General features: G+C 70.4%; 16 protein-coding genes. 5 read left to right on the top strand and 11 right to left on the bottom strand.

Annotated elements, in window-relative coordinates; translation table 11 throughout:
* Window positions 1-6: 6 nt before the first annotated feature.
* Window positions 7-1,503 (top strand): Ig-like domain-containing protein, encoded by a 1,497-nt coding sequence (locus tag LQF12_RS01115; RefSeq protein WP_231054174.1) that lies wholly within the window; start codon window positions 7-9, stop codon window positions 1,501-1,503.
* 14 nt (window positions 1,504-1,517) lie between these two features.
* The gene (locus LQF12_RS01120) at window positions 1,518-4,088 is read left to right on the top strand and encodes a LamG-like jellyroll fold domain-containing protein (RefSeq protein ID WP_231054175.1); all 2,571 of its coding nucleotides are present in this window, start codon (window positions 1,518-1,520) and stop codon (window positions 4,086-4,088) included.
* Between the two features lie 82 nt (window positions 4,089-4,170).
* Here the strand turns inward: LQF12_RS01120 and LQF12_RS01125 are convergent, their stop codons facing one another.
* The 3 genes from LQF12_RS01125 to LQF12_RS01135 all read right to left on the bottom strand — a co-directional run bounded on the left by LQF12_RS01125 (window position 4,171) and on the right by LQF12_RS01135 (window position 10,162).
* Entirely contained in the window at window positions 4,171-4,677 is a 507-nt protein-coding gene (locus LQF12_RS01125) for a SprT-like domain-containing protein (RefSeq protein ID WP_231054176.1), read from the bottom strand.
* A 70-nt stretch (window positions 4,678-4,747) separates the two neighbouring features.
* Window positions 4,748-8,965, bottom strand: coding sequence for an ATP-dependent RNA helicase HrpA (hrpA, locus tag LQF12_RS01130; protein WP_231054177.1), 4,218 nt, complete (start codon window positions 8,963-8,965; stop codon window positions 4,748-4,750).
* 75 nt (window positions 8,966-9,040) lie between these two features.
* Window positions 9,041-10,162: a calcium/sodium antiporter gene (locus LQF12_RS01135; RefSeq protein ID WP_231054178.1), complete on the bottom strand. Its 1,122-nt coding sequence runs from the start codon at window positions 10,160-10,162 to the stop codon at window positions 9,041-9,043.
* A 139-nt stretch (window positions 10,163-10,301) separates the two neighbouring features.
* Between LQF12_RS01135 and LQF12_RS01140 the strand changes: the two genes are divergently transcribed.
* On the top strand, window positions 10,302-11,609 hold the full coding sequence (locus tag LQF12_RS01140; protein WP_231054179.1) for a multidrug effflux MFS transporter: 1,308 nt from the start codon (window positions 10,302-10,304) through the stop codon (window positions 11,607-11,609).
* A gap of 9 nt (window positions 11,610-11,618) precedes the next feature.
* Here LQF12_RS01140 and LQF12_RS01145 read toward each other — a convergent pair whose 3' ends face one another.
* The 8 genes from LQF12_RS01145 to LQF12_RS01180 all read right to left on the bottom strand — a co-directional run bounded on the left by LQF12_RS01145 (window position 11,619) and on the right by LQF12_RS01180 (window position 22,526).
* The gene (locus tag LQF12_RS01145; protein ID WP_231054180.1) at window positions 11,619-13,082 is read right to left on the bottom strand and encodes a sulfatase family protein; all 1,464 of its coding nucleotides are present in this window, start codon (window positions 13,080-13,082) and stop codon (window positions 11,619-11,621) included.
* A 32-nt stretch (window positions 13,083-13,114) separates the two neighbouring features.
* On the bottom strand, window positions 13,115-14,284 hold the full coding sequence (locus LQF12_RS01150; protein WP_231054181.1) for a glycoside hydrolase family 1 protein: 1,170 nt from the start codon (window positions 14,282-14,284) through the stop codon (window positions 13,115-13,117).
* A 38-nt stretch (window positions 14,285-14,322) separates the two neighbouring features.
* The gene (locus LQF12_RS01155) at window positions 14,323-16,029 is read right to left on the bottom strand and encodes an ABC transporter ATP-binding protein (protein ID WP_231054182.1); all 1,707 of its coding nucleotides are present in this window, start codon (window positions 16,027-16,029) and stop codon (window positions 14,323-14,325) included.
* Window positions 16,026-16,967, bottom strand: coding sequence for an ABC transporter permease (locus tag LQF12_RS01160; protein WP_231054183.1), 942 nt, complete (start codon window positions 16,965-16,967; stop codon window positions 16,026-16,028). Before LQF12_RS01160 ends, LQF12_RS01155 begins: the two co-directional genes overlap by 4 nt.
* Window positions 16,964-17,944 carry an ABC transporter permease gene (locus LQF12_RS01165; protein ID WP_231054184.1) on the bottom strand — a complete coding sequence of 327 codons (981 nt, stop codon included), beginning with the start codon at window positions 17,942-17,944 and terminating at the stop codon, window positions 16,964-16,966. The genes LQF12_RS01160 and LQF12_RS01165 overlap by 4 nt, the downstream gene beginning before the upstream one ends.
* A complete protein-coding gene (locus LQF12_RS01170) occupies window positions 17,941-19,656 on the bottom strand; it encodes an ABC transporter substrate-binding protein (RefSeq protein WP_231054185.1) in 1,716 nt (571 codons plus the stop codon). Before LQF12_RS01170 ends, LQF12_RS01165 begins: the two co-directional genes overlap by 4 nt.
* Window positions 19,657-19,785: 129 nt before the next feature.
* Window positions 19,786-20,865 carry a LacI family DNA-binding transcriptional regulator gene (locus LQF12_RS01175; protein ID WP_231055477.1) on the bottom strand — a complete coding sequence of 360 codons (1,080 nt, stop codon included), beginning with the start codon at window positions 20,863-20,865 and terminating at the stop codon, window positions 19,786-19,788.
* Between the two features lie 56 nt (window positions 20,866-20,921).
* A complete protein-coding gene (locus tag LQF12_RS01180; protein WP_231054186.1) occupies window positions 20,922-22,526 on the bottom strand; it encodes an FAD-dependent oxidoreductase in 1,605 nt (534 codons plus the stop codon).
* A 192-nt stretch (window positions 22,527-22,718) separates the two neighbouring features.
* On the opposite strand from LQF12_RS01180, the gene LQF12_RS01185 reads away from it, so the two are divergent.
* Both LQF12_RS01185 and LQF12_RS01190 read left to right on the top strand, forming a co-directional pair.
* Complete coding sequence (locus LQF12_RS01185; protein ID WP_231054187.1) at window positions 22,719-23,741, top strand: LacI family DNA-binding transcriptional regulator; 1,023 nt, start codon at window positions 22,719-22,721, stop codon at window positions 23,739-23,741.
* Window positions 23,742-23,909: 168 nt separating this feature from the next.
* Entirely contained in the window at window positions 23,910-25,163 is a 1,254-nt protein-coding gene (locus LQF12_RS01190) for an ABC transporter substrate-binding protein (protein WP_231054188.1), read from the top strand.
* The last annotated feature ends 40 nt before the right edge of the window (window positions 25,164-25,203 follow it).

Consider the following 25,203-nt stretch of genomic DNA (forward strand, 5'->3'; position numbering starts at 1 on the left):
AGTGAGATGAAGTTGCCCACTGGTTCCCTTCGCGCGTGGGGAGCGGGCCTCGCCGGCCTCGCCCTCGTCGCGGCGGGACTCGGCGCCGGGATCGGTGGCGAGTCGGCATCGGCCGACACCGCCGCCGACGGCGCAGCCGTCGGAGAACCCCGGCCGGTCCTCATCGAGAGCGCCCACGCGGCCGGGAAGACGGCCGTGATCGGGGCGCAGGGCCTCCCGCTGTTCACCCGCACGATCGCCACCGAGCCGGAGGCCCTGACCGCGCAGGCCGTCGTGATGTACTCCGTCGCGGGTGCCCCGGACACCGTCGTTCTCACGAGCGCAGCGGGGGACGTGCTCGCCCGTGCCGAGGGGTCCCGTGCGCTCGAGCTGCTGGACCTCACCCCGGCGGCTGCGGCGGCCGAGGACCTGGCGACCTGGTCGATCACCACGCGTGGTGACCGCTCGATGCTGATCAACAGCCGGCCACTGAACGGCAACGACGCCGCGCTGAACCTCTACGACTGGAACACCGCGGACGGCGCCCAGGTCGGTACCTGGGACGCCGGCGACTTCGGCGGCAACGAGTCCTGGTATATCCATCCGGTGCAGGCCACCACCGACGGGATCGGTGGGCTCGTCATTCCCGGATCTGTCCCCGACCTGCCCAGCGCCGTCACCGCGGCATACGGGTGGGGTCCCACGGCCGAGGTGTCGGACATCCGCTGGGAGATGCCCGAGGACGAGGTCTGGGAGACCGAGGGCGTCGTGGAGTTCTCGGGCTATGGCGACGGCCTCTTCGGCGACACGGTCCGTGTCGAGGCACGGTTCACCGTGGGCACCGTCGGTGACGCGCTCGAGAGCGAGCTGACGAGCTTCGCCGGGGTGCGCCTGGACGCGCTGCGGTCGCTGGCCCCTCGCACCGTCGAACGGTCCGTCAGCGGATCCGACATGACGGTCGAGGCGCCCGTGCGCTGGGACTGGGACGCGATCGACCCCGAGGCACTCACCGGCGTCGGTGAGTTCACCGTGCCGGCCGTGGCCGACCTCGGCTTCGCGGCCTCGCTGCGTGTCACCCTCACTCCGCCGTCCGAGGTGAATGTCCTGCGTGCCGGTGGGGTGCGCTCCTGGCGCTTCGCGGGCGAGGAGGATCTCAGCGGCCTCACCGACGGCAACCGGGAGGCCGAGGCTTTCGGCGACTGGCGCTCCGGCGGTGCGAGCAACCGGGTGAACCCGAACTGGGTCGCCTACTACTTCGAACGGCCCACCCAGGTCGACGGCGCCGCTCTCTACGAGTTCTCGGGCGCGGACAACATCGGGGCAGTGACCTTCCAATGGCGCAACATGCGCGGCGGCTGGGAGGACGTCTCCGTGGGCACGTTGACCAATGACGGCGGACGCCTGCAGCTGGAGACGGACTTCGACGCCGTCACCGCGACGGGCTTTCGCGCCGTATTCGAGCACAAGTCGGACGCCTCCTGGATGCAGTTGGCGGAGTTCGAGGTCTGGGGACCGGGCCTGTGAGCAAGGAGAGAGTCATGAACACCACGACCAAGCGCTGGGTGGCTCTGCTGGGAGCTGCCGCCACGGCGGCCGCCCTGGCGGCTCCCGTCACGGCGCAGCAGGCACAGGCAGCGGAGGACCCGGGCTCGCGGTTCACCGTCGCGGTCCTGCCGGACACCCAGTTCTACACGCGGTACTCGGCCGACCAGTTCGTGCCGCGCTACGGCACGGACCCGTTCGAGGTGCAGACCAACTGGCTCGTCGACAACGCCGAGGAGCTCAACATCCAGTTCACCACGCACCTCGGTGACGTGGTGGACCAGGAGTGGGTCTCCGGTGAGTGGGAGGCCGGCGACCGTGCGATGGCCGTCCTGGACGAGGCGGGAATGGGCTACTCGGTCCTGCCGGGTAACCACGACGTCGCCGACTGGGGCACCCGGAGCTCGGAAGCCAATGCCTCGAACTACCTCGCGAACTTCCCGGCGAGCAGGCTCTCCGGCGACACCCTCGTCTCCAGCCATCAGAACGGCTACTCGAACGCCCACGTCTTCGAGGCGGAAGGGCAGGAGTTCCTCGTGCTGGCGATCGGCTGGAACGCCGAACCGGGGACTTGGGCGTGGGCGCAGGCGGTGCTCGATGCGCACCCGACGCTCCCGACGATCCTGACCTCGCACGCCATCATCGACATCGACAAGGCGACCGGTGAGGCGACCGACTTCTGGTTCGGGCAGGAGATGTGGGAGGAGCTGATCCGCTCCAACGATCAGATCTTCCTCACCCTGAACGGGCACTTCCACGGGCAGACCCGCCGCGTGCTGGCCAACGACTCCGGCAACGACGTGCACCAGATCCTGCTGGACTCCCAGATGGCCGCCGACGGCGGCAACGGGATCATGGCCGTGATGGAGTTCGACCTGTCCGGTGACCGCATCGACTTCGCCACCATCTCACCGTGGGTGACGTTGAAGGACGAGGAGACGGTGACGCCGTCGGATACCCCGGTCGTGAGCACGCCGGAAGCGGACTTCTCCCTGGAGATCGACTTCTCGGAGCGGTTCTCCTTCGCGGAGGGCTTCGGCCCGGGCGAGGGCGCCTACGGCGACCTGTCCGAGCGGGCGAAGGCGATCGTCAGCGAGGGCTGGGACGGTGACGGCGGCGCCGAGCTGCTCGTCCCGGCCGGGGCGCGGTCGGACTACATCGAGGTGCCGGGCACGCTCGCCCACTGGCGCTTCGGCGACCAGCCGGAGGGCGTCCTCCCCGAGGACGCGCAGATCACCGACGAGACCGGCCGGAACCCGATGTACCGGCTGCCCGTCGATCAGATCAACGCTCCGGCGCGGGTCGAGGACGTCACGGTCACGCAGGCGAACGCGCCGCGCCTGTCCGCCGACTCCGCCGCGGTGTGCTTCGCCGATGCCTCCCGTAGGACCGGGAACCTCAACTATCTGACCACCGAGTACGACGTGCCCGTGACGCACGCCGCCTTCGAGGACGGGTACACGATCGAGTCCTACGTCTACCTCTCCGAGAAGTGGACGGTCGAGGACAACCAGTGGGGTGGATGGTTCTCCCGCACCGGCCGTCGTTCGGCGTTGCCCGTGGCCTGGGAGCAGTACGACTACGACATGGGGCCGGCGTTCTTCTCGGTCTCGAATCTGCGGGAGTTCCAGTGGGCCACCACGAATGGCACACCGTGGGCGAACACCGGGTCACTGTGGTCCGGGGAGATCATGACGGGCAACTGGTATCACGTCGCGGCGGTGAACGATCCGCAGACCAGCCGCACCACGATGTACGTCGACGGGGTGCCGGTGCTTCGCAACGCGACCAACCTGGACGGTATGACCTTCGCCCCTGGCTACCCGTGGGTCATCGGCACCGTGTTCAACTACGACGAGGCCTCGAACGGCTGGAACGGGTGCGTCGGCGAGACCCGCATCGTGGATCACCCGATCGAGACGAGTGAGTTCCTGTACAACCGCATCGACATCGACAGCGACTTCGCCGTGACGCAGGCTCCCTCCGGTGAGCTCGCGGCGGGGACGCAGGTCACCGATCTGCTCGGCACCGGGCGCCCGGGGTCGGTGGTGCGGGTGGCCGACGGCGTCGCCGTGGACGACGTCGAGACGACCGTGGCACAGGACGGTACGTGGAGCCTCGCTCTCGACGCGCCGATCACCGCCTCCGGCAGCCACGAGCTGACGGTGGTGCCCAGCCTCGGCACGCGTGACGGTGAGGCCGCGACGGTCTCGTTCTCGATCGCCGCGGGCGATTCGGGCGAGGCGTCGGGTGACGCGGACGCGGGCGGCGATCCCGGTGTCGATTCCGGAGCCGACGGCGCTGCTGACCCCTCACCCGGTGAGGGCGAGGCGACCGGCGCGGACAGCGCCGGCTCCGCGAGCTCGGATGCGGAGGGAACCGTCGGTGCTGATGATGCCGATGGTGCTGCGGCCGACGATCCGGCCGGCGAGCCGGCTGCCGGGCAGGACGGCGAGATGCCCGCGACGGGTCTGTCCCCGGCGGTCTGGCTCGTGCTGTCGGCGGCCGCGCTGGCGATCGGACTCGGGCTGGTGGTGCGCCGCCTGCGCGGCGCCGGCCCGGCCTGATCGTTCTCCGGCGCTGGGAGGACCCGGCGTCACTGGCCCCCGGCTGCAGAGAGCCGGGGGCCTGCGGGGACCGTGCTGGGACTCAGTGGCTCGCCAGGATGCGCCGCAGCTCGGCGACGTACCGCGGGCCGAGGTCGACCTCGCGCCCGTGATGGCGCCAGGTGATCAGGTGCTCGGGGGAGAACCGGCGGGCGCAGCGGGCGCAGGCCATCGGCCGGGCGGGGCGGCGGAAACGCTGATGGACGTGCCCCGCCCGGCACCGGCCCTCCCAGGGGGCCGGGGGCGCGGGGGCATCCGGGGGTAGGCACCGCTGCCCGCTCGCCCCGATCCGGACGGCGATCTCGCGCCACTTCTGACCGTGTCCGCTGCGTGGTCCCGCCAGCGCGTGGGCGATCTCATGCAGCACCGTCTCGCGCACCGCGGCCTCGTCGTGCAGCGGCACCAGATGGCGGCTGAGGCTGATGGTGCGCCGGTCGTAGCGGCACAGCCCGGCGCGCCGGCGGGCGGAGTCGAACGCCAACCGCCAGTCGGTCAGTCCGTGCTGATCGAGCAGCCCGCGCCCCAGAGTCCACGCCGCCTCGAGCTCCATGATTCTCCCTCTCCGATGTCGATCGCCCACACCATAGAACCGAGCGGTGACATCGGCCCTGCCGGCCCCCTCACACCTCGGCGAGCGCCTTGCGCACGCGCTTGGGCGAGACCGGCTCGGAGGTGCCGAGCTGCTGGGCGAAGAAGCTCACGCGCAGTTCCTCCAGCAGCCAGCGCACCTGCTCCAGCCGGATCAGCCGCGGCAGGTCGTGCTCGGCGCTGCGCGTGGCTGCCCACCACGCCTCCTGCAGCTCACCGAGCTGCCAGGCCAGGGTGGCGTCGCGTCCAGGGTTGTCCGCCGCCTTCTGCAGGCGCACGACGGCGGCCCGCAGGTACCGCGGCAGGTCCACGAGCCGCTCGGGCGGGGTGGTGGAGACGAATCCCTCGCGGACCAGGGCGGCCTGCTGGTCGCGCACATCGGTGAGCACGTCCAGCAGCGCCATCGACGTGCTCGCCTTGATCTGACCGTCCAGCTCGCGGGAGATGGTCAGGGCCTCAGCCACGAATCCGGCGAGCCGGTGCGTCTCGTCCTCGAGCGCGCCTCGCAGCCGGTCGGCGAGGGCGGTGAAGGCGTCCCGGGTGCGGACCGCGGCGAGGTCGGTCGAGGCCGTCAGCGAGGTGATCGCCGCCCGCTGCAGATCGCTCACCAGGGCGTCGGTGCTCGAGTACGGGCTGGCCGCCAGTGCCAGGGAGCGCTTCGCGTCCCACCGGGAGGTCACCCGGCCGGTGGGCAGCGCCAGCCGCTGCAGCAGCAGGGCCCGGATGCCCTCCCGGTGCATCAGCGCCTGCTCGCCGGCATCGGTCAGCACGGTGAGGCGGACGGAACTGACGGTCCTGGGCAATCCCGTGCCGGATATGGCGCGCAGACGCTGTGGGCCGTCGGCTGCGAGCGTCGCCTCGTCCACCAGCGCCGGATACCCGCGTACCTCCAGCCCGCCGGGACCGGTGGAGGTGACCGAGGCGGGAACGGTCTCGACCGAGGGCCAGTCGGTCAGGCCCGGCTCCTCGGCCAGGCCGGGTGTGAGGCCGGCCGAGCCCACGCCCGGACCCACGTCAGCGGCGCCGCCCGGGCCCGTTCCGCCACCCGGAACGCGGCTGGGGCGGCGATCCTTCGGCGCCGCCGCGCCGGCCTCCCGCAGCGCACCCCGTACGGCGGAGCGGACGGCGTCGGAGGACTCCCGGGTCAGCCGCCGTTGCAGGGCCGCCAGATCGCTGCCGGTGCCCAGCACCGCGCCCCGCTCGGACTCCACCTGGAAGGTCACCTGCAGATGGGCCGGGATCCGGGAGGTGTCCACGTCCCCGGGCGCCACCTGCACCTCGCGCACCACGGCAGCCGCGGCGGCGAAGGCCTGCAGGAAGGAGGGGTCGCCGTCGGGGGCGGCCTGGTCCCAGGCGGGAAGGCGGGCGACGATCTGCCTGGCCACATCGGGTGCCGGCACGAGCTCACGGCGGATCGGTTTGGGCAGGGCCCGGATGGTGGCCACGGTGAGCTCCTCGACCAACCCCGGCACGAGCCAGTCGAAGCCCGCGGGCCGGACCTGGTTGAGCACCGCGATCGGGATGTGCACCGTGAGGCCGTCGGTCTCGGTGCCGGGCTCGAACTGGTAGGTCAGCGGCAGCGTGAGGTCGCCCTGGTGCCAGGTGTCGGGGAAGGCGTCCGGGTCGAGCTCGTCGGCCTGGGGCAGCAGCAGCTCGGTGGTGAAGGTGAGCAGGTCAGGGGTCTCGTGGCGGGCCTTCTTCCACCAGGAGTCGAAGTGTGCCGCCGTGGTGACATCGCGCGGGATGCGGGCCGCGTAGAAGTCGTAGATCCCCTGGTCGTCGAGCAGCAGGTCGTGGCGGCGCTCGCGGGCGGCGAGCGACTCCGCCTCGGCGAGGATCCGCGCGTTCTCGGCCACGAAGGCGTGACGCGAGCGCCAGTCGCCCTCCACCAGGGCGCGGCGGATGAACATCTCCCGCGCCACCTCGGCGTCGATGCGGCCCAGCGGCACCATCCGGTCGGCCACGATCGGCACCCCGTACAGCAGCACCTTCTCCTTGACCATCGCCGCACCGCGCTTGGCCGACCAGACGGGCTCGTGGTGCACGCGCTTGACCAGGTGCTCGGCCAGCGGCTCGGCCCACTCGGGCTTGATCCGTGCCACGGTGCGGGCGAACAGGCGGGAGGTCTCCACCAGTTCACCGGCCATCACCCAGGCCGGGTTCTTCTTGGCCAGGTGTGAGCCGGGGAATATCACGAACCGGGTGCCGCGGGCGCCGGCGTACTCGCGGCGGCGCTCGTCCCAGGCGCCGATGTGGGAGAGCAGCCCGGCGAGAAGGGCCTGGTGGATGGCGTCGGACTTCTTCTCAGCCTCCTCCTTGGTGTCGGTGCTCGGGTCGTGCCGCTCGTGTCCCATCGGGAGATTCAGCTGCTTGACCATCTGCCGCAGCTGGGAGTGCACGTCCTGCCACTCCCTGATGCGCAGGAAGTGCAGGAACTCGGCCTTGCACTGGCGGCGGAACGCCGAGGAGGAGAGCTCACGCTGCTGCTCGCTCAGGTAGCGCCACAGGTTCAGGATGGCGAGGAAGTCCGAGGTGGGGTCGGCGAAGCGGCGGTGCTTCTCGTCGGCGGCCTGCTGCGCCTCGGCGGGGCGCTCGCGCACGTCCTGCACGGACATACCGGCCACGATCACCATCACCTCGCGCAGGCAGCCCAGGCGGGCGGCCTCGGTGATCATCCGGCCCATCCGTGGGTCGATGGGCAGGTGGGCGAGCTGGCGGCCGGTGGCGGTGAGGCGGTTCGAGGAAGGATCGATCGCGCCGAGCTCGTGCAGCAGCTGCGTTCCGTCGCGGATCGCGCGTGGGTCGGGGGCGTCGAGGAAGTCGAAGGAGGCGATCTCGCCCAGGCCGGCGGCGGCCATCTGCAGGATCACCGAGGCCAGCGAGGTGCGCAGGATCTCCGGCTCGGTGTACTCGGGGCGGCCCTCGAAGTCACGGGCCGAGTACAGCCGGATGCAGATGCCGTCCGCGACCCGCCCGGACCGCCCGGCGCGCTGGTTGGCGCTGGCCTGGCTGACCGGTTCGATCGGCAGGCGCTGCACCTTGGTGCGGTTGGAGTAGCGGGAGATGCGGGCGGTGCCTGTGTCGATGACGTACCGGATCCCGGGCACGGTCAGGGAGGTCTCGGCCACGTTGGTGGCGATCACGATCCGCCGGGTGGTGTGGGCCTCGAACACCCGGTGCTGCTCGGCGGCGGAGAGCCGGGCGTACATCGGCACCACCTCGACGGCGTTGGCCGCGTGGGCCGACTGCCTCGCCGTACCCGCCTTGACGTAGCGCGGGCCCAGGTGGGAGGCCAGGGCGTCGGTGGCGTCGCGGATCTCGCGCTCGCCGGAGCAGAACACCAGGATGTCGCCCGGGCCCTGGGTCATCAGCTCATCGGCCGCCTGGCAGATCCCGGTGGACTGGTCGATCGCGTCCTCGCGCTCGGCGGCCGCGGGGGTCTCGCCGTCGGGGTCCTCCAGGTCGGGCACCAGCGGGCGGTAGCGCACCTCGACCGGGTAGGTACGCCCGGAGACCTCGATCACCGGGACCTCGCCGGTCACGGCCTTGGCGAAGTACCCGGCGAACCGCTCGGAGTCGATGGTGGCGGAGGTGACGATCACCTTCAGGTCGGGCCGCTGCGGGAGCAGCTGGTGCAGGTAGCCGAGCAGGAAGTCGATGTTGAGGGAGCGCTCGTGCGCCTCGTCCACGATGATCGTGTCGTAGCGGCGCAGCAGCGGGTCGCGCTGGATCTCGGCGAGCAGGATGCCGTCGGTCATCACCTTGATCAGGGTCTGCTCGGAGACCTGGTCGGTGAAGCGGACCTGGTAGCCGACCACCCCGCCGAGCTGGGCGGAGAGTTCTTCGCTGAGCCGCTCGGCCACGGTGCGGGCGGCGATCCGGCGCGGCTGGGTGTGCCCGATGGTGCCCTCGATGCCGCGGCCCAGCTCGAGGCAGATCTTCGGGATCTGCGTGGTCTTGCCCGACCCGGTGGCGCCGGCCACGATGACCACCTGGTGGTCTCGGATGGCCTCCGCGATGTCTTCCACCCGAGCGCTCACCGGCAGCTGGGCGGGGTAGGAGATGGCCGGGCGTGCGGCCTCCCGGGTGGCGATCAGCTCCGGCGACGGCGGCCGGTAGCCCTGGCGTTTCGGGTTCGGCCCGCCCTGCTGCTGGCCGTCCGAGCGGCCGCGCCCCCGGCGGGGTCGACGACGTCGGGGCGCCTCGTGGTGGCGCTCCCGCTGATCTGGGGTGCGGTCGGTCTCGCTCACTCGTTCGGTGGGTCGCTCGGGGGCTGGGCCCTCCTATTGTCGCTGACGGTCGCCAGCTCTTTGGCTCCCGGCCGGCTAGGACCCCGGACTGCGTTCCCGCCGGCCCCGGAGCAGCCCGATCTCGTAGGAGGCGAGCACGATCAGCCAGAGCGCGGTGATCGGGAGCACGAACCACAGCATCGCCGTGCTGAACGGCCCGAGGGCGTCGTGCTCGGCCGAGGCGAGGACGAGGTAGGTCACGTAGGCGAGATAGAGGGCGACCAGCAGCCCGCCCTCCCACCGGGTGATCGACTGCCGGGTGAACGCGATCGGCAGCAGCACCAGCATCGCGGCGATCATCACCGGCAGGTCGAAGTTCAGGGCCGCCCCGCCCACCTGCACACCCTCGGGGGCCAGCACCGCGGTCAGGCCCAGGACGGCGCCGATGTTGAAGATGTTGCTGCCGACGATGTTGCCCACCGCCATCTCCCGCTCCCCGCGGACCACGGCGATCACACTGGTGGCCAGCTCCGGCAGGGACGTGCCGATCGCCACCACCGTCAGGCCGATGACGAGGTCGCTGACGCCGAGGCCGGAGGCGATCTCGCGTGCGCCTCCCACGAGCAGCTGCGCCCCGCCCACGAGCATCGCCACGCCGGCCGCGACGAGCACGAGGTCGGTGACCAGCGACCGTGCCCGGGTGGCGCGCAGCGCGGGCCATCGGCCGGCCTTCTCCGGCTCGTCTGCCACCGGTACGGCGCTGCCGGCCCGGCGCGAGATCGTCACCAGGGCGACCAGGTAGATCATGAGCAGACCCACCAGCAGCAGCCCGTCGATGCGGGTGACGGTGCCGTCCAGGGCGAGCAGGAGCGCCAGGACCGCCAGGGAGATCATCACCGGGATGTCGGCGCGCACCAGCTGCGAGCGCACCACCAGCGGCGCCACCAGCGCCGAGGCCCCGAGGATCAGCAGCACGTTGGCGATGTTGCTGCCCACCACATTGCCGACCGCCAGGCCGGGGGCGCCGCCGAGCGCGGCCTGGGCACTCACGGCGAGCTCGGGGGTGGAGGTGGCGAAGGAGACCACGGTCAGCCCCACCAGCAGCGGGGACATCCCCAGCGTGCGTGCGAGCGAACCGGCGCCACGCACGAGCGCCTCCCCGCCGGCGACCAGCAGGACGAAGCCGCCGGCGAGCAGCAACAGGCTCGTCACAGTCATGGGGTAAGCCTAAGATCGATGCGGCGTGGGCGGTTTCGCGCCGCGGCCCGCTCGGTCTTCGTGCCGCGGCGCCCGGAGACGCTCCGACCAACTTGCGCGGATCGGGAACACTGAGTCATCGCCCGCTGTTGTCGCGTTCATGACCTCCCCTGTCCCAGCCCGCGAACGCCTCGGGGTCGGCTTCGTCCTGTTGCTGGCCGCGCTCACCGCGATCGGCCCGCTGACGATCGACCTGTACCTCGCCGCCTTCCCCGAGATCGTCACCGAGCTGGGGACCACGCAGGCACGGGTCCAGCTGACGATGACGGCGACCCTCGCCGGTCTCGCCGCGGGCCAGCTGGTCATCGGCTCGCTCTCGGACTCCTACGGACGGCGCCGCCCGCTGCTGATCTCCCTGGGCATCTACGTGCTCGCCTCGCTCGCGATCATCGGCGCTCAGAGCATCGAGCTGCTGACCGTGCTGCGGGTGGTGCAGGGGTTCACGGGCGCCGCCGGGATGGTCCTCGCCCTCGCCGTGGTGCGCGACCGCTTCGGCGGGATGGGTATCGGTACCGTCATCTCCCGGCTGATGCTGGTGGTCGGCGTGGCCCCGATCCTCGCCCCGACGATCGGCGCGCAGATCCTGCTGTTCGGCAGCTGGCGCACGATGTTCGCCGTGCTCGCCGGGTTCGGCGCGATGCTGTTCGTCATCGCCTTCGTGTTCCTCAAGGAGTCGCTCCCGCGCGAGCGCCGCCGCAGCGCCGGTATCGGCGCGGCCCTCGGCTCCTATCGTTCCCTGCTCACCGACTGGTCATTCATCGGCGCGGTGCTCATGGGGGCGTTCTTCATGGGCGCGATGTTCACCTACGTCTCCTCCTCGACTTTCGTCTTCCAGGAGGGCTACGGGCTCAGCGCCAGCGAGTTCGGCTACATCTTCGGCGCCGGGGCGCTCGCGGTGACCATCGGTTCCCAGGTCAACGGCGCCCTGGTGCGCCGCATCCGCCCGGAGAAGATCGTCTCGGTCGCGATCGCCGTCGGGTGGGTGCTCGCCCTCGCCCTGTTCGTGGTGGCGCTGGTGACCGCCTCCGGCTCGGGGTTCTGGCCGCTCGTGCTGCTGCTCGTGCCGACGCTGGGGACGGTCGGCTTCGTGCTGCCCTCGGTCCCGGCCATCGTGCTCGAGCACAACGGCCACCGCGCCGGGTCCGCGGCGGCCCTCAACGGTGCGATGGGCTTCACCATGGGAGCCCTGATCTCCCCGGTGAGTGGACTCTTCGGCGGTACCGCCCCCGCGATGGCTGGGGTCATGTTCGGGGTCATCACGGTCTCGGCGATCCTGCTGATTGCGATGCGGCGCCAGTGGCGGCGCACCGAGCAGGGTCTGGACCTGACCCGGACGGCGCAGGAGACCGACCGGCCCGTGCGGCCGGCCGCGGAGCAGGAGCCGAGCACGGACGCCGTCCGCCGCTGACCCTGCTGCCTACCGGACCGGCTGCGGAGGCCGGTTGCGGGGCAGGGGCAAGCCTGCGCCGTCGTGGGTCACGACGTAGGGCTCGTCGCCCACCTTGGCCTGCTCGCGGGCCAGCCGCTCCTTCAGCGCGGCGAGCACCTGCGCGTACTCGGGGTCGAGCACCCGGTTGTGCAGCTCGTCCGGATCGCGCTCGAGATCGTAGAGCTCCCACTCGGGGGCGAACACCGCGGCCCGAGTCCCCGGCAGGCCGAGGCCGTCGTTGTAGAAGTAGATGAGCTTGTAGCGCTCGGTGCGGATGCCGTAATGGGCCAGGGCGTGGTGGATGCCGTCGTCGTTCTCCCAGTAGCGGTAGTAGAACGCCTGGTCCGGCGGGGGCGGCAGCTCCTCGCGCAGATCAGTGAAGAAGCTGGTGCCCTGCATCCCCGGGTCCGGCTCCACCCCGGCCGCCTCCAGGAACGTCCGCGCCAGGTCCACGTTGGTGATGAACCGCTCGCTGCGCTTGCCGGCCGGCAGCGCCGCCGGGTAGCTGAACAGCATCGGCATCCGGATCGACTCGTCGTACATGAACCGCTTGTCGTACCAGCCGTGGTCTCCCAGGAAGAAGCCCTGGTCGGAGGCGTAGGTGAGGAAGGTGTCCTCGAACAGTCCGTGCTCGGTGAGCCGGTCGATCAGCCGGCCGACGTTGTCGTCCACCGAGGCCACGCAGGCCAGGTAGTCCTCCATGTAGCGCTGGTACTTCCACAGCGCGGTCTGCTCATAGGTCAGGCCCTCGGGCGGGTCCTGCTTGAGGTCGTCGCGGGTGAGGTGGTCGGCCACCCGCATCGCGGCCCGGTGCGCGGCCACACCGCGGGTGGCGTAGTCGTCGGTGAAGGTCTCCGGTACCGGGATCGGATCGGTGTACATGCCGGCATGCTTCTCGTCCGGGATCCAGGAGCGGTGCGGGGCCTTGTGGTGCACCAGCAGGCACCACGGCGCGTCCGGGTCCTCGGCCTGCCGGCGATCCAGCCACTCCAGCGCGAGATCGGTGATGACGTCGGTGGCGTACCCCGTGCGCCGGTGCTCACCCTCGGGGGTCAGGAACAGCGGATCGACGTATTCGCCCTGGTCCCGCAGCACCTCCCAGTCGTCGAAGTGGCGCGGCTGGTGGTCCTCGCCCTCGCCCAGGTGCCACTTGCCGAACACCGCCGTCCGATAGCCCTCCTCCTGCAGCCGGGAGACGAAGGTCGGCAGGGTGTTGTCCAGGTGCGTGGACAGCGTGGTCACGCCGTTGACGTGGCTGTAGATGCCGGTGAGGATCGAGGCCCGGCTCGGGGTGCAGATGGAGTTGGTGCAGTACGCGTGCTCCATCACCCAGCCGCTGGCGGCGATGCGGTCGATCTGGGGGGTGGTGTTGACCACCGAGCCGTAGGCTCCGACGGCGTGCGAGGCGTGGTCATCGGTGAGCACCATGAGGATGTTCGGGCGTCGGGGCATGGCGTGGCCTTCCGTCAGGCGGTCGTCACGGGCTACAGCGCGTTGGCGCGGGCCACCTGCCCGAGCCAGTGCGCACTCGGCTTCGGGGTGCGCGCGAACGTCTCCGGATCCCAGGAGATCAGCCCGAACGTGGGCCGGAAGCCGCTGGCCCACTCGTAGTTGTCCAGCAGGCTCCAGTGCAGGTAGCCACGCACGTCGATGCCGTCCGCGATCGCGGCGTGCACGCCCTCCAGGGCGCCCTGGGTGTAGGCCACCCGGCGCTCGTCGTCGGCGGTGGCGATGCCGTTCTCGGTCACCAGGATCGGGATTTCACCGGCCAGCTCGCGGGCGCTGCGGATTCCCAGCTCGGTGGCCGGGGGGAAGAACTCCCAGCCGGTGAGCGTGGTCTCCACGTCCTCGCGCACCGGTACCGGACCGTCGGGTCCGATGAAGGTGCGGGTGTAGGCCTGCACGCCGACGAAGTCGTCACCGGCGGACTGCTCCAGGTACCAGAAGTCGCGGGGGTAGCCGTACTCGTGCAGCTTCTCGGCGCTGCCCTCGGCCGCCAGCGGGTGGAAGGCCTGGGTGGCCACGGTCCAGCCGGAGCGCAGGTGCCCGGCCGAGGCCAGCACCTCCCGGCTGCGATGGTGGGAGGCGAACAGCTGGTCGGCCACGTGCAGATCCGGGTTCGGCAGCCCGTGCGCCACCAGGTTGCGGGCGTCCTCCCCACCGGCCAGCATCGCGGCGATGTTGGGCTCGTTGATCGTGCAGACGTAACGCACGTCGGCGAGGATGCTCAGCACCGTCTCGGTGTAGCGGGCGAACAGCTCCGGGGCGTCGTCGGCCCGCCAGAACCCGTCCCGCTCGAACCACCGCGGCACCGTGAAGTGCATCAGCGTCACCACCGGCTCGATCCCGTGCTCGAGACAGGTGTCGATCATTCGCCGGTAGTGGGCCAGCTCGGCGCGCGAGACGTACCCGCGCTCGGGCTCGATCCGCGACCACTCGATGCTGAAACGGTAGGAGTTCAGCCCGAGCTCGGCGGCGAGGCGGATGTCCTCGGCATAGCGGTGGTAGCTGTCGGCGGCGTCCCCGCTCGGTTCGACGATCTGGGTGCCCTCCTCGTGCTCGTGCACCCACCAGTTGGAGTTGATGTTGTTGCCCTCGATCTGGTGGCCGGCCGTGGCCGCGCCCCAGAGGAAGCCGTCAGGGAAGTGCCGCACGTGCTGCGCTCCGTTCTGTCTGTATCGGCGGTCGGTGCTCATGCGGCGGGGTGGACCCGCGCCGGGTTCGGGATGGAGTCGAGCAGCTTGATCGTGTACTCGTCCTCCGGGTGGCGCATCACCTGCGCCGTCGGGCCACGCTCGACGATCCGGCCCGCGTTGAGCACGATGATGTCGTCGGTGACCATGCGCGCACTGAGCAGGTCGTGGGTGATGTAGAGCAGCGAGACGCCCCACTCGGTCCGCAGGTCACGCACGAGGGAGAGCACACCGGCCCGCAGCGAGACGTCGAGCATCGAGACCGGCTCGTCGGCGATGATCACCCGTGGGTCACTGGCCAGCGCCCGGGCGATCACCACCCGCTGGCGCTGCCCGCCGGAGAGCTGGTGCGGCAGCTTGGCCGCGAACTCCTCCACCGGCGTCAGCCCGACCGTGTCCAGCAGCTCCAGCACCCGACGGCGTGCCTCCCGCTTGTCCCGGCCGGTGAAGTTCACCACCGGCCGGGTGAGCGTGTACTCGACCGTGTGCAGCGGGTTCAGGGCGGCGTAGGGGTCCTGGAAGACCATCTGCACGTCCGAGTGCAGCCGCCGGAGCCCCCGACGGCGCAGGCCGCCGACCGAGACGTCGCCGAAGGTGATGGTGCCCTCGCTCGGGCGCTCCACCCCGGTGAGCATCTTCGCGATGGTGGACTTCCCGCTCCCGCTCTGGCCCACGAGCGCCAGCGAGGCACCGGGCTCGAGCGTGAAGGAGACGTCCCGCACGGCCTCCACCGCCGAGGCGCCGCGGCGCGGCGGGGGATAGGTCTTGCTCACGTTCTCCACGACGAGCCGGGTCTCCGGCCCGCCCGCGCGGCTCGAGCCCGGGCCGCCGGTACCGCGGGAGCCCGTGGCCTGCTCGGGAGCACCATGGCCGACGGCGGAGTCCTCCAGTCCGGGGAGGGTCACCTTCTCTGCCCGTGGGTCGGCGTAGTGGCTGAGCAGCATCTGCGTGTACTCGTGCTCGGCGCGGTGCAGGATCTGCGCGCTGGGGGCGTTCTCGACGATCTCGCCCTCGTGCATCACCAGCACCCGGGAGGTGGACTCCAGCACGGTGCCGAGGTCGTGGCTGATCAGCACCGCGGTGAACCCCTCGGAGGCCTGCAGCTCCCGGATCGTCTCCATCACCGCGTGCTGGACGAGCACGTCGAGCGCGGTGGTGGGCTCGTCGAAGACCATGATCTGCGGCTCCAGCGAGAGGGCGAGGGCGATGGTCACGCGCTGACGCATCCCGCCGGAGAGCTCTCCGGGGTAGCGGTCGAGCACGGTCTCGTCGAGCTCGACCTTCTGCACCAGCTCCCGGGCGCGGGCGAGCCGCTGGGCCGGTGGCACGTGGCCGTGCGCGGCGAAGATGTCGGCGAAGTGGTTGCGGATGGTGCGCACCGGGTTCAGAGCGTTCATGCCCGACTGCAGCACCATCGCGAAACCGCCGCGGCGCTGTGCCCGCAGCTCCTCCTCCGACAGTGGCGCGATGTCCCGGCCGTCCACCAGGATCCGCCCGGCACTGATGCGGGCCGGGTGCTTGATCAGCTTGGTCAGGGCGAAGCCGAGTGTGGACTTGCCCGATCCGGACTCCCCGACCAGGCCCACGAACTCGCCGCGGTCGACGGTGAAGGAGACCTCGCGCACGGCGTGGGTGGTGGGGGCGCCGATCGGTTCGTAGACGACCGAGAGGTTCTCGACGGCGATGATGGGCTGTTCCTCGTTCATCGTCCCGTGCTCCCTTCGCGCAACCGGGGGTTGCTGATTCCGTCGACTCCGAAGTTGATGAGGGTCAGCGAGGTGGCGAACAGGGAGATGCACAGCCCGGGAGCGAACAGCAGTGCCCACTGCCCCACGAGCAGGGCGTTGGAGTTCTGCGCCCAGTAGAGCATCGTCCCCCAGGTCACCAGGGTGCTGTCGCCCAGCCCGAGGAACTCCAGGCCGGCTTCGGCCAGGATCGCCGCGGTGGCCGAGCCGAAGAAGCCACCGGCGATGATCGAGGTCATGTTCGGCAGGATCTCCCGGAACACGATCCGCCCCGGCCTCTCACCCGAGAACCGCGCCGCGGTGACGAAGTCGCGCGAGCGCAGGGACGTCGTCTGGCTGCGCAGCACCCGCGCACCCCAGGCCCAGCCGGTGATGGCGATGACGGCGATGATCACCGAGATGCCGCCGTCGCTGAGGTAGGTGGCGATCACGATCATCAGCGGCAGCCCGGGGATGACCAGGAACAGGTTGACGATGAAGTTGATGACCTCACCGATCCATCCGCTCACGTACCCCCAGCTCAGGCCGACCAGCACGGCGATGACGGTGGCCAGGCCGCCGGCTCCGAAACCGACCAGCACACTGATCCGGCTGCCGTAGATCAGCTGGCTGAGCACGTCCTCCCCGGCGGCCGTGGTCCCCAGCCAGTGGGCAGCCGAGGCATCGGCGTTGCGCTCGAAGCTGTTGTCGGTGGGCGCGTAGGGCGCCAGCAGCGGGGCCAGCGCCGCCACGACGAGGAAGACGCCGAGGATGATCAGGCCGGCACGGGCCTTGCGGTTGCCCCAGATGGTGCGCAGGGCGCGGGCGCCGGAGCGGCGAGCCCCGGGGCCGTCGATGTCGCTACCGGCAGCGGTGCCCACGGAGGTCGAGGTGGGTGCCTGATTGGTGTTCTGGCTCATCGTCGCGTCCTTGGGTCGAGAGCGCCGTAGAGCAGGTCCACGATGAGATTCGCGACCAGCACGCTCACGGTGATCATGAGGAAGAGTGCTTGCATGAGCGGGTAGTCCTGGCCGATCACGGCGTTGAACAGCAGGAATCCGATACCCGGATAGCCGAAGACCTGCTCGACCAGGATCGAGCCGCCGACCACGCCTCCGAGCGCGAGCCCGAACCCGGTCAAGTTCGGCAGGATCGCGTTGCGGGCGGCGTAGCGCAGCGCCACCGTGCGGCCGCGCAGCCCGTTCGCCTCGGCGAACGTCACGTAGTCCTCACCCAGGGTGGTGATCATCGCGTTGCGCATCCCGATGATCCACCCGCCCAGGGAGGTGAGGAACATCGTGACGGCGGGCAGGGCCGCGTGGTAGAGCGCATCGCCCACGAACGCCAGGCTCAGGCTCGGCGTGCCGGTGGGGGAGTAGGCCCCCGACGTCGGGAAGAGGTTGAACACATACCCCAGGAAGAACAGCAGCAGCAACGCCGTCCAGAAATAGGGGAAGGTGTTCATGAAGCTGCCCGAGACCGTGGGCAGGGCGTCCGCCCAGCTGCCCCGCCGCCAGGCGGCCAGTACCCCGAGCAGGGTGCCGACCACGAAGGCCAGCACGGTCACGGCTCCGACCAGGACCAGCGTGTAGGGCAGGGCGCCGGCCACCAGGCCGGAGACCGGCTCGGGGTAGAAGGTGTAGGAGACGCCGAAGTCCAGCCGCAGCACCTGCCCGAGGTAGGCGATGTACTGCTCGAGCAGGTTGCCGTCGGGGATGCCGAGCTGGGCCTCCACGGCGGCCCTGGTGGCCTCGTTCACCGGCCCGTTCTGCGCGAGCCGGGCGATCGCCGCATCGGCCGGGGAGCCGGGCATCATCCGGGGGAGGGCGAAGTTCAGCGTGACGGCGGCCCACAGGGTCAGCAGGAACAGGCCGAGCTTGCGCAGTGCATAGGTCATGACTGGTCCTCGGTGTCCCCGCCGGCCGGCTGCAGCCGGGTGAGCACGAGCAGCGGCGAGGTGTCGTAGGTCTGCGGGGAGGCGTAGGGGTCCTCCTCGCTCGGCCAGCCGGTGAAGCGGCCGTCGCTGTACAGCCCCCACAGGCCACCGTGGTAGAGCGCGATCGCCGGCAGCTCCTCGACCATCAGGTCCTGCAGGCCCGCGACGACCTCGGCCTGGCCCTGCTCGTCGACCTCGGAGCGGTACCGGTCGAGCAGCTCGTCGGCCTCCTGCGACTGGAACCGGATCCGGTTGTTCTGGGAGGACTCCCCGATCGGGACGTAGAAGTCGCTCGCGAGCAGGTTGTTGTAGGCCTGGTAGGCGTCGCCGCCGCCCATGCCTCCCATCGCCATCTGGTAGTCGCCGCTGCTCAGGGACGCCTCGTAGGCGGCGGCCTGCGGAGCGTTGAGGTCGACCTCGATGCCGATGTCGGCGAGCTGGCGCTGCACCTCCTGCACCGCCCGCAGCCAGTCGGTGTACCCGTTCGGGCTGGTGATGGCGAACGTGAAGGGCTCGCCCGAGGGGGTGCGCATGGTGGAGCCGTCGTAGGTGTAGCCAGACTCCTCGAAGGCGGCGATCGCAGCCTCGGTGTCCTGCTGGAGGACGCCGTCGTCGGGGATGTCGGGGTCGAGGAGGTCCTCCTGGTTGGGCAGCAGCAGCCCCGTCTGGCTGGCCGCGTCCATGTACCCCTCGGTGGCGACGTCGGCGATCTCGGCCCGGTCCAGGGCCAGGGCGATGCCACGGCGCACGTTGACGTCGTCGAACGGCTCGACGTCGTGGTTGGGCAGCAGGCTGATGATGCCGCCGGGCGGGAACCACCAGTCGTTGTCCTCGTTCGCCCCGCCCCAGGTGTTCTCGACGTCGCTCATGAACGAGTAGGCCCAGTCGAAGCCACCGGTGACCACGTCCAGCTGCTGGGTGGCCGAGGGCATCACGATGTGTTCGATGGCGACCTCGCCCCAGTAGTCGGCGTTGCGGTCCAGGGTGTACTGCTGCGGCGTGAAGTTGCCGAGCGTGAACGGTCCGGTGCCGACCGGATCGGGGTTGCGCCAGGTGTCGGGCGCGTCCTGGTCGCCCCAGATGTGCTCGGGCACGATCAGTGTGCGGCCCACCACCGGCAGTGCCGGCGCGTCCTCGCCCTGCAGCGTGAAGGTGACCGTGGTGCCGGCGGTCTCCACCGACTCCACCCGGTTCCAGGCCCCGGCGATGTCCAGCGCCGGATACTCCTGCAGCAGATCGAAGGTGAAGGCGACGTCCTCGGCCGTCATGGGTTCGCCGTCGCTCCAGGTCACACCCTCGCGGATGGTCATCTCGATCGTGGACGGATCGGGCTGGTCCCACTCGCTGGCCAGCCACGGCGTCTCCTCGCCGTCGAGCGGGTTGACCATGATCAGCGGCTCGTAGATGTAGGTCGCGGCGGTGCGCTTGTTCGGCAGATACGGGTTGAAGTTGCGCTCGAACATCGGCGTGCCGGCGTCGCCCGCGAGCAGCAGGGTGTCGTCGTCGATGCTCGGGTCGGGTTCGCCGCGTACCTGGATGCTGCACCCGGCGGCCACCAGCGCGATCGCGGCGCCCACGGCGAGCAGGCGGGCGATCGGGCGGGCCGTCCTCGGCAGGCCTCGGTCCGGTCGTGAGCGGGGCCGCATCTCGCGTGCCCTCTGCGTGGTTGCCACAGGCGAGTCCTCACGTCGTCGTCAGTCCTGGCGTCGCATCCGTGCGGCGTCGTGGCTAATGTATGCGCATACATCCCTGAGCGCAAGACCTCCGGTCGCGATCGTCAGCGGGCCCCGATGCGCCGGGGGTCAGCGGCGCGGTGGACAGCTCTCGCGCAAGAGCACGTCCACGGGTAGCTCGATGGCCTGCGGTGGCCGGTCGCGGTGCTCGAGGCGCTGCAGGATCGTCTCCACCGCCGCCTCGCCCAGCTGCGCCATCGGCTGGCGCACGGTGGTCAGGCGGGGGGAGCTGTACCGCCCGGCGTGGATCCCGTCGAATCCGGTCACCACGGTCTTCTCCGGCACTCGCACCCCCGCCTCGCTCAGGGCGGCGAGGGCGCCGAGCGCGCTCTGATCGTTGGCGGCGATGACCGCACCGGGGCGCTCCCGGGTCAGGAACTGCGCCACGGCAGCGCGCCCGCCGGCCTCGGTGAACTCGGCCGGGGCGTGGTGCACGTCCTCGCGCCCGCGGACGGCGTCCTCGAAGCCCCGGGCCCGCGCCGCGGCGTCCGGTGAGGACCGGGGGCCGTCCAGGTAGAGCACGGGCCCGGAAGGCTTGACGGCGAGCACGTGCCGGACGAGCGCCTGCATGCCGCCGCGGTTGTCCACGACCACGCGGTCCACGTCCGTGGGTGTCATCCCCGCGAGGACCACCAGCGGCAGGCGGGTGGCAGCCTTGACCACCAGGGCGTCCTCCAGGGTGGAGGCGAGCACCGCGAGCCCGTCGACGCGCCCGGCGACGTCATCGAGCACCACGCCACGGCTCATCCCACGCCCGGCGGTGATCATCAGCGCGTACCCCGCTCGCCAGGCGGCATCCTCCGCACCGCGGATGATCTCGTCGAAGTAGAGGTTGGCAGGGGTCGGCGCCGGGGTGTCACCGCGGTCGTCGACGAAGGCGACCTCGGAGGAGGTCGAGGCCATCGGGGGGATCGGTTCGCGCTCGGTCTCGCCCGGGAGCAGCAGTCCGAGCACCTTGGTCCGGCGCCCGGCCAGCCCGCGGGCGCTGGCGCTGGGCACGTAGCCGAGCTCACGCACCGCCGAGAGCACCCGTTGGCGCGTCGACTCGCGAACCGTCTGGGGGCCGCGGAGGACACGGGAGACGGTCGCGATGGAGACGTCGGCGAGGGCAGCGACGTCATAGACGGTCGGCTGCTTGCGGATCGTGATCTCCCGTTCGTGCGCGGTAGGCCTACGGACTGGCGATCATCGTACGGCGGCCTGCGCTACCAGCGCTTGGATGGGTCCCAACGGAGCTGGACCCCGCGGCGGGTGAGGTCGTGCTGGAACGCCTCGGTGGCAGCGTCGTCATCGGCCACGGCGTGCGGCTCGGTCCCGTGCTCGAGGCAGTAGGCCGCCAGGGCACCGACCGCCTCGCCCACCGACCATTCGACCGGGTGGAGGCGGTAGGCGCCGTTCGTGATCTGGGTGGTGCCGATGTTCTTCGCCGCCGGGAGGAGGTTGCGCACGCGTCGCGGGATGAGGGCGCCGAGGGGGATCTCGAAGGGGTGTGGCGTGCCGCCGGCACCCCGGCCGTCGCCGGTGGTGTGGTGGCGGTCGATCCAGAAGTAGTGGCCGGTCCCGACGCTGTCGGGGTACCTCGCCGATCCGCTCTCACCCCGGTAGGTGGTGGAGATCTCCTGCTCCACGATCGTCTTGCGGGCCAGGATCCGGCGGGACTCCCGGACGTAGGGGTGCATCGCGAAGCCGTCCGCGGTCCCGGCCACGTCCGGGCGCAGACGGATTCCGGGCCATCCGGTGCCGCCGTCGGGGCGGGGCGCGTCCGTCTGCAGCCAGTACAGCATCGAGCGGCTCAGCGCCTTGGCCGCCTTCCAGTGGTCGGCGGCGTCGTCGACCCCGAAAAGAGGCCCGCCGACGTAGTCGTTCATGGGCCAGTTTACGATCACGACATCGCTGGGGTAGAACCCGGGCGCGAAGTTCTTACGGGCCGCGATCCGCCGGTAGTTCCAGAGCTCGGGATGCAGACCCATGTTCCGGTGATCCAGATCGATGACGTCGCCATCGAGGTTCGGTGTGAACGTGTACACGCGCCCGGGAGTGCCGTCCGCCTTCACCGGCTCGCCGAAACTGAGGATCTTGCGCCCGTCGAGCTGCGGCGGGCGTAGGTCGCGCCAGTAGTCGTAGTCCTCGGGTCGCTCGATGGTGTGGTCCTCGCCGGCCATGTGGTCGATGGCGAAGCACCATGACACGCCCTGCATATCGGTGGGGTCGGCCGTCGGCCACGCGCCCGGCTCGCCGGTCTGTTCCTGGGACTCGCGCCCGCTGACGTGCTCGATCCCGCCCAGCGGCAGTAGATCACCGAGCTCGGTGGCGTCGAGGATGTAGGGGGCGCGCAGTGTGCTCTCGTGGCCGTGCGCCGAGCGCACGCGAACCGTGGTCACCCGATCGCCGTCGGTCTCCACGGCGATGGGCTCGGTCTCCATCAGTACTGTCAGGCGTCCGGAGCTGCGGTACGGGGCGAGCAGCTCCTCGATCACGGCCACGCCGACGCGGGGGTCGAGACACACCGGGCTGACCCAGGCGTCACCCGGGTTCAGGTGGGGCTCGGCTCTGGCCGACTCGGTGAGCGGATAGTGCCGGCGGTAGTAGTCGCGCATTCCGTCGCGCAGCACCCGGTAGGACCTGTTGGCGCCGTCGGTCTCGATGAATCGGTGTTCGTCGAGGGGAACCAGTTGACTGGTGAGCTGGCCACCCAGCCACCGGGTGGGATCGGTCATCACCACGGTCCGGCCTGAGCGAAGTGCGGCGAGCGCGGCGGAGACTCCGCCCAGCCCGCCTCCGATGACGGCGATGTCTGCCTGACGTTCCACGGGGTGCCCCATCCTTGGTGCTGTGCTTTCAGTCGCTACGTTGAGAGATTGTCGTGCGTTCGTGACGAGCCACGAGGCCGGTCGATCCGGGGTCGGCCGCAACTCACTCCGCAACGCTACATGAAATTTCCGAAAGTTTTATAGAGAGGGAGTAGAGTGGTGCCCCAGCGAGGTGTCCGGAGGGAACGGGTGATGGCGGAGCGTGCAGCACGGCGGAAGAAGCCGTCCTTGGCCGAGGTGGCCACGGCGACCGGGGTGTCGATCTCCACGGTCTCGAAGGTGGCCAACGGCAGTGCCGATGTCTCCGACGTCACGCGCGAACGGGTGGAGCGGATCCTCAAGGAACGCGGGTACGTCGCCACTCGGAAGCGGCGCGGGTCGATGACCCCGGTCGCGATGCTCGCCCGTGACGTGCACTCGCCGTACACCTTGGATGTGCTCCGCGGTGCGATCGAGGCCGCGGCACGCGCACAGATCGACCTGAGTGTGTCGATCTATCCCGATGATGCCGGCGATCTCGGCTGGATCGACGAGCTCCATGCGGCCGGTCGCCGCGGGGTGATCGCGATCACGTCCGTGCTGAACGATGCCCAGCGGACACGTTTCGCCGAGCATCGCCTGCCCCTGGTGGTGATCGACCCGCTCAGCAACCCGGACGAGGAGACCTACAGCGTCGGCGCGACGAACTGGGCGGGTGGGATGGCTGCCGCCGAGCATCTGCTCGAGCTCGGCCATCGGCGCATCGCGGTCCTCGGCGGGCTCCCCGAGGCGATGGCCAGCGTCGCTCGTATCTCCGGTTTCCGCGCTGCGATGAACGCCGCCGACGTGCCGCACTCGGCGGGTTCGGTGCTCGATGGCGACTTCACCTACGACTCCGGCCTCGACTTCGGCCTGCGCCTGCTCGAACGGGACGAGCCGCCGACGGCGATCATCGCCTCGTCCGACTTCCAGGCGCTCGGCGTGATCGAGGCCGCGCGCCGGCGGGGCGTGCGCGTGCCGGAGGATCTCAGCGTGATCGGATTCGACGACCTCATCATGGCCCAGATGTCCTCTCCGCCGCTGACCTCCGTACGCCAGCCGCTGGACCAGATGGGCGCCACCGCGGTGGAGACCGTGGCCGCGCTGCTCAGTGGCGTCACGACCCGGCCGCGCCGGACGGAACTGGCCACCAGGCTGGTGGTCCGGGGGTCCACGGGGCCGGTGCGCACCGACTGACGGACGCGCGATGCGAAAATTCTAGAAAAGTTCTCTAGACATTCTCGATATCTCTGCCTATGCTTCGGGAAGAGCAGGCGAACGCCCTGCGCTTGAACACCGAGGTTTGAGGAGATCGACATGCGAGGTCCGAGATCACTGCGGCGCTCGTCCATCTGGATTGCCACCGTGGCCGCTGGATCGCTGGTACTGGCTGCGTGCTCGGGCAGCGAAGGTGACTCATCGGCGGGTCCGGTCGACCTGCGCATGGTGATGTGGAGCGCGAACGACGCCCACCACGAGGTCTTCAACCAGATCGGCGCGGCCTACGTCGAGGAGAACCCCGATGTGGTCAGCTCGATCAGTTTCGAGCCGCTCACGGGCAGCAGCTACGTGAACGCGCTGACCACGCAGATCGCCGGCGGGGACGCACCTGACCTGGCCTGGATCTCCGAGGCCAACGCCGCGCAGTTCGTGCAGAGCGGGGTGCTGCACAACCTGAGCCCCGCCTTCGAGTCGAGCGAGGGCTATGCGGTGGACGACCTGCTCGACGGGGCGTTCGACGTGTGGAGTCAGGACGAGAACATCTACGGCTACCCCTTCTCGAACAGTCCGTTCGGCATCTTCGTCAACCGCGATCTCGTCAGCGCAGCCGGTGAACCGGACCCGCGGGAGCTGATGGCGGACGAGGAGTGGACCTGGGACTCGCTCATGGCCGTGGCCGCGCAGGTCGCCCAGGAGGAGGGACAGGCGGGCTTCGAACCGTCGGCATCGCCCTACGCGGGCTGGAACGACGCGCTCGGCGCCATGTGGCTGTCCTGGGGCGCCTCGCCCTGGAGTGCCGACGGGACCGAGTGCACGATGAACTCCCCGGAGATGGTGGAGTTCTTCGACTGGTTCCACCACCACGTCTTCGAGACCGGCGCGGTCCCGGGCCCTGGCGAGGAGTTCGACTTTGCCTCCGGTCAGGTGGCCTTCAAGCTGGCGCAGCTCAGCTCCTCCGGAGCGCTCGATGACTCCTTCGAGTGGGACTTCCTCCCGCTCCCTGCCGGGCCTGCGGGGTCGGTTCCCGTGGTGGGCCAGGGTGGCGTCGGTGTGGTGGCGCGTGGGGAGAACCCGGAGATCGCCGCGGACTTCCTCGCCTACTTCACCAATCCGCAGAACTCCGAGCTGCTGGCCCAGTTCTTCCCGCCGCCGCGCTCCTCGGTCCTCACGGTGGAGACTCTCTCCGCTGCGGCACCGTCGCTGACCGAGCAGCAGATCGAGGAGACGGTCATCGCACAGAGTGTGGACGCCGTGACCAAGGTGGGACACGTGCGGATGAGTGAGCTCGCCGACCCCGTGCGCGTGGGTCTGGACAGCCTCTGGACGGCCGACGGAGATGCGCAGAGCGTGCTCGACCAGGTGTGCGAGGACATCGCCCCGGTGCTCGAGTCCGAGTGATGTTGCACCCCCAGCGCGCTTCGCCTCCTGCTGTCCGCGT

Origin of the sequence: Ruania suaedae (genome assembly GCF_021049265.1) — a bacterium.
GTDB lineage: Bacteria > Actinomycetota > Actinomycetes > Actinomycetales > Beutenbergiaceae > Ruania > Ruania suaedae.

Excerpts from the sequence above, each read along its gene's own strand:
- LQF12_RS01135 (WP_231054178.1), bottom strand. The coding sequence starts at position 10,162 with ATGACTGTGACGAGCCTGTTGCTGCTCGCCGGCGGCTTCGTCCTGCTG.
- LQF12_RS01155 (WP_231054182.1), bottom strand. The coding sequence starts at position 16,029 with ATGAACGAGGAACAGCCCATCATCGCCGTCGAGAACCTCTCGGTCGTC.
- LQF12_RS01115 (WP_231054174.1), top strand. The coding sequence starts at position 7 with ATGAAGTTGCCCACTGGTTCCCTTCGCGCGTGGGGAGCGGGCCTCGCC.
- LQF12_RS01140 (WP_231054179.1), top strand. The coding sequence starts at position 10,302 with ATGACCTCCCCTGTCCCAGCCCGCGAACGCCTCGGGGTCGGCTTCGTC.
- LQF12_RS01120 (WP_231054175.1), top strand. The coding sequence starts at position 1,518 with ATGAACACCACGACCAAGCGCTGGGTGGCTCTGCTGGGAGCTGCCGCC.
- LQF12_RS01160 (WP_231054183.1), bottom strand. The coding sequence starts at position 16,967 with ATGAGCCAGAACACCAATCAGGCACCCACCTCGACCTCCGTGGGCACC.
- LQF12_RS01145 (WP_231054180.1), bottom strand. The coding sequence starts at position 13,082 with ATGCCCCGACGCCCGAACATCCTCATGGTGCTCACCGATGACCACGCC.
- LQF12_RS01185 (WP_231054187.1), top strand. The coding sequence starts at position 22,719 with ATGGCGGAGCGTGCAGCACGGCGGAAGAAGCCGTCCTTGGCCGAGGTG.
- LQF12_RS01165 (WP_231054184.1), bottom strand. The coding sequence starts at position 17,944 with ATGACCTATGCACTGCGCAAGCTCGGCCTGTTCCTGCTGACCCTGTGG.
- LQF12_RS01125 (WP_231054176.1), bottom strand. The coding sequence starts at position 4,677 with ATGGAGCTCGAGGCGGCGTGGACTCTGGGGCGCGGGCTGCTCGATCAG.